General features: G+C 50.3%; 2 protein-coding genes. Both read left to right on the plus strand.

What is annotated here, in order from left to right:
* Nucleotides 1-247 precede the first annotated feature (247 nt).
* Nucleotides 248-442 (plus strand): hypothetical protein, encoded by a 195-nt coding sequence (locus D1831_RS13620; RefSeq protein ID WP_125073390.1) that lies wholly within the window; start codon nt 248-250, stop codon nt 440-442.
* A 210-nt stretch (nt 443-652) separates the two neighbouring features.
* A partial coding sequence (locus D1831_RS13625; protein ID WP_179950338.1) for a KxYKxGKxW signal peptide domain-containing protein occupies nt 653-5,634 on the plus strand: 4,982 nt, incomplete at its 3' end.

The following is a 5,634-nucleotide window of genomic DNA, read 5'->3' on the forward strand; positions in this document are numbered from 1 at the left end:
GTGTATTTATTTTTTATATAAAACATTCATAGTATCAATATTGTACCGAAGAATTTATGTTTACTAGTATTAGTTTTATACGCTAATTGTCATTGATGTTCATAAAATGTTGTGATATAAATATATTTGTAACAAAGTATAAACACCTTAATCGTTTCAAGGGGGGCTGATTGTCGCAATCCGGTCGTAATTGTTAAGGATAAACTGCTTATAACAGGAAATAGAAGCTATCAGGGAGGTGGACAAAATGCTCATTATGTCCGTCTACGGCACTTGGAAATACGCCCTTAAAACGGTGCTTTACGTTGCAATTGGCGGAACGGCATTGATTATTCGGCATCATAATCGTAAAAAAACTCGTCGTGAGTTGGATAAAGGCACTGAAAAGATGATGCGCAATACGCCTAAGGATGCCAATGGTAAGTATCCGTGGGAACAATGATTGTCGCGAGGTATAAATAATAATTATCAAAATGTGCAATTAAGCACAACTTGAGAGGGGGGATGCAACCAGTCCATTACGGTAGTAAATGTTTATTATGCTAATTTTTGAATTTGCTGATCCATGATGAATTTAATTTGGAGGAGCGTGAAAATTTAGCAATAATCTCACCATGCCGATTGGTAAAAGTTTTGGGAGGAAGGTATTAAAATGAAATTTCTCAGAAATCGTGCGTTTAAGGGCGACCCTAAACTGCGGTACAAGATGTTCAAAAAAGGTAAAACCTGGATTTTTGCTACGGTTGCGTCGTTCGTTTTAACGGGCGGGATGCAAGTCGTTGCGCATGCTGATACGCCGACTAACGTGAACTTGGAGAGTGCGGAAAGTTCGGAAGTTAGCTCGGCTGCTGATGACGTCAGTACGCAAGCGGAGGACGCGGCTAAAGCGGCCAGCGATGCAGCAACCGCCGCGTCTTCTTCTGCGACGAGCACGACCAGCGTCAGTTCAAGTGGTGCGGAAAGCAGCGCAGCTGATGCGGCGTCTAGTGCTGCGACGGATTCTACAAAAAAGGACACTACCAGTTCCAGTGTAGAGGCTGAAACCGATAGTGCCACAAGCTCCTCGTCAAGCTCAGGTGCAAGCGAAGCAACTAGTTCCAGTGTAGAGACTGGTTCTAGTGCCGCAAGTTCAGATGCAAGCGAAGCAACTAGTTCCAGTGTAGAGACTGGTTCTAGTGCCGCAAGTTCAGATGCAAGCGCTGCAAGTAGTTCCGCTAGTTCGAGTTCGGAAAGCACGTCTAGCGAAGCCGCAAGTTCAAGTACCGAATCGTCAACGAGTACCGCCAATTCAGTTTCAGAAAATGAATCAACAAGTACTGCGGACGAATCAACGAATGCAACTGAAAGTACTAGATCCGTTGCAAGATTTGAAGCTCTTTCTTTAAGCGCCAGTGTAACCGCTAACGCAAGCTCGGACGCGGAAACAACCGATACGACAAACACAAATACTGATAGTACTTATGCAAGTGAAGCTACTACGGCTTCCACGGATGCTGCTTCCTATGCTGCAACGGCTAGCTCATACGCCGACGTGGTGCAGGATGCTGCGACTTCAACTGCAAACAGCAACGCACAAAGCGCTGCTTCGGATGCAGCTTACAGAGCCGTACTAGCAACCCACTATAATAGTTTAGCAAATATGTACCTAAATGCAAATGATAACCAGGTTGGTTCAACTGGTGACAACACGAAGGCGTACACCGCTGCGGTTTCGTCCGCAGAAAGTGCGGTGGCAGCGGCTCAGTCAGCCGCGAGTGCTGCTAGTTCATTTGCAGATGTTGCGAGTTCCACGGCGGCCTTAGCGCTGGTTACAATGGCCAGTTCCCAGGCAGCTAGTGCAAGTTCGGCTGCTGCGGATGCAAAACAATTAGCCAGTTCAGCCGTTACAACCGCTAATAGTGCATACTTAGCAACTCAATATGATAAGACTAACGCAGCGGTATCCTCCGCGTACGCCGTTGCCAGTAGTGAAGCCGCTGCGGCGACAAGTGCAGCCAGTGCCGCTGCCGTTGCAGCCAGCGACGCTGCGACCGCGCTGACGAACGTACAGACGGCTGCCGAAACTGGGGATTATGAAACTGCCAGCTCGGAATATGGAAATGCCAGTTCCGCCGCGGCTGTTAGTTTAAACGAACAAGCCGCCGCAAGCAGTGCCAGTGACACGATCCAGAGTGCGACCGATACGGCAACGAGCACGGCAATTGCGGACAACGCGGCCGCGGCCAGTTCCAGTGCCGACGTTGCAAATGAAAGCAACACGACGGCTGCGAATGCGGCCAGCGAAGCGGCTGGTTACCAAGGGACCCAAGCTAGTTCATACGCGGCAAACGCAACCAGTGCTGCGACGGCCGCCACGGCCGCATATGCCGTTGCCAGTTCGGCTGCCGAAGCTGCCGCAACTGAGGCGACCCCACAATTGGCCAATTCATTGGCCCGTGTTGCCGAATCAGCTGCGAGTGAGGCGGCAAGTTACGCTACCATTGCAGTTGATAATACCAAGTTAGCTAAACAGTTCAACACCGAAACGACGGGGCAAGATACGACGAGTAGCAATGCGGCTTTAACCGTTACTCCCGCAACTGGAACCGATTCGATCGACGTTGGTGAAACGGCCACCCTGAACAGTAGTATCGGCAGTTTAGGCAGTACTCTTGGGATTTCGTACCAAGTGGTCGGTACGCCGACTTACGTTTGGTATGTTTCGACCGACGGCTCAACTTGGAGTCTTGTAACTGGCGCCACTTCGGCCAGTTATTCAGCAGCCATGGACGTTGCTGGGACGTACTATTACCAAGCGGTTGTTACGGGGCAAAAAAATACCGTTAATTCTACATTACTTGCGACTAGCTTTAAAGCTGCAAGTAACGTCATTACGGTCGTTGTCACGGATCCGGCTGGTAACTATACGGATCAAGCTTCTAGTGCCGCTAATTCAGCAGCCGAACAAGCTTCAACGGCGACGTCGTTAGCCAACTCGGCCGCAGACGCCATTTCAGCAGCCAGCTCGGCAGCAGATATTGTGGCTTCCGATTTAGCAACGACTCATTTGAATAGTGCCAACAGCGCGTATAGTGCCGCTGCTTCATACGCCGCATTAGCTTCTAGCGCTGCAAGCGACGCCGCACTGGCCGCTTCTAACGCGCAGAGTGATGAGGCCGCTGGACAGTACTCATTAGCAAGTTCGTACGCGGTTGCTGCTAGTTCCGCCGCTGCCGAAGCTACTGCTAACGCAACGTTAACCAGTTCGGCTGCAACGGTTGCCAACAGTGAAATTAACCAAGCCTTGCAAATTGCCGCGGACGAAAATGAGGATACGGCTGCCAAACAGTACATGGCCGATAGTTATGCCGCTGGTGCGGCCGCCGCTGCCAGTTCTGCCGCGGTTCAAAATTCATTAGCTAATTCACACGCTAACGATGCCGCGAATGCTTATAGCGCGGCGGGATCACAGTTTATTGATGATGCGATCACTGCCCAAAGTTCCGCTGCGGTTGCTGCCAATTCCGCCGCTGCTTCGAACTACGCGAAGGCTTCTGAAGCCGCGGCAGATGCCGCTTCGTACGCTGCGGATGCTAATTACACCTCCGCTGCATTACGGTCCAGTTACGCCGATATGTACTTAAGCTTAGCAACGGATGCACTGACGGCTGCCTCGAGTGCTGCCAGTGCGGAAACGGCCGCAATCGCTAATTCTGAAGCAACCTATTACAACTCATTAGCTACCGACGCTAGTTCTGCGGCCGCCACTGCTAGTTCCGCGGCCAGCTCAACGGCTGTTACCACGGATTCAATTGCTAGCTTGGGACAAAACACGGCGATTGGTTCTTCCTACGCAGCGGATGCGACGAACGACCTGGCAACCGCGGATTCAGCCGTTGCGGCCGCTAATTCCGCGGCAACGCAGACTAATTTATTAACGAGTCAGGCGGAATCCGCCGTCGCTGCGGGAGATTACGCTGCGGCAAGTTCGTACGTCAACGCGGCCAGCAACGCGGCTAGTGAGGCAAATTCTTACGCTGCGGTTGCAAATAGCGCCGCGGCGAACGCGGCTGAAAAGGCAACTTCGGCTGCTAGTTACTCGGTTGATTTAAGTACAACCCAGAATTCAAACCAAACTACCGCTACTAGTGTATTAGGCATTGTTATTCTCGGTGGGATTACTAAGCAACCAGCAACACTAACTTCAACGACGTCAGAGTCAACAATTACGTTATCGGCATCTTCGTCCAGAGCGTTTTATTGGTTTTCTCCTACAGTAACTGGTACGTGGTATGTGAACGACGGGACTGGCTGGATGACCATTAGTGACGCCGCAACTAAGTACAATTTCACCTATACAGATGATAATGATAATGGAGTAGTTACTAATTCTAATTCCAGCACGTTAACACTTGATTTGAACGGCTACACGGGATCATTAGCTTTCCAATGGGTTTCGAAATACACCGATCTCTTTTCACCAGCCACGTATGCAACTTCCATTGCAGAAGTTGATGTTTATTCCGATGCCATTGATGCAAATGCCATCACGGTTAATGGTGCAAGCACGATTGTGGCACCAACTGGTGACAGTGATGCAAGTGTCACGAGCCAGTTCACGGCGACGACTGATCCAACCAACGCCACTGGGGCTGTTACTTGGACGACCAGTGATTCAAGCATTGCAACGATTGATGAAAATGGGTTGCTTACGGTGGTTGGTCAAGGCACCGTGGTGGTCACCGCAACGATTACCAATTCAGATGGTTCGACCGTTTCGAATTCTAAGACAGTTGATATTACCAATGGATTGGCAGATGAAACCGTCGCGGCTGGCGATAATCTCGACTGGACGCCATCAGTTACTATTGATGATTCAGATTCTAATGTGACGGTTGCTTATCAGTGGTATAAAAACGGCGTGGCAATTGATGGGGCAACGAGTTCCACTTTAAGCCTGTCTAACGTTACACCGTCCGATGCGGATAGTTATACGATGGTTGCAACGGTTTCTGGGACCAACAACGGAACCACGACGACCGTTACTTACACTTATGGTAGTGCAACGTTGACTGTTACAACGCCAGAAACTGATTCAGCCGCGTCCGAAGCCGCCGAAGCTGCCGATGCCGCCACGGAAACGACCGAATACGCTTCAATCGCAAACTCCTATTCCGGAGTTGCTTCCCAATATGCTGACACTAGTGACGAATCCAGTTCTTACGCCGCTTTAGCCGCATCGGCCGCCGCCGAAGCTGTGGATGCAAGCTCAGCCGCACAAGTAGCAACCGAAGCTGCGTCCTCCGCCGCTGCCGAGGCAAGTTCGTATGAAGCCGAAGGAAATAAATCTTCTGCCGCTGAATCGAAAGAAAAAGCATCATCCGCTGCCGCCGAGGCTAAATCTGCTAAGAAGAAAGCTTCTTCTGCTGCTGATGACGCCGGCTACTATGCTGATCTAGCCGCAGTTGTTGAATCAGATACGGATACCGACACAGATACGGATACTGACTCAGACGCTGATACTGACTCAGACGCTGATACTGACTCAGACGCTGATACTGACTCAGACGCTGATACTGATACGGATACCGACACGGATACTGATACGGATACCGACACGGATACTGATACTGACACGGATACTGATACTGATAC

The sequence above is a fragment of the Lactiplantibacillus garii genome, from assembly GCF_003885105.1.
In the GTDB taxonomy this organism is placed as follows: domain Bacteria; phylum Bacillota; class Bacilli; order Lactobacillales; family Lactobacillaceae; genus Lactiplantibacillus; species Lactiplantibacillus garii.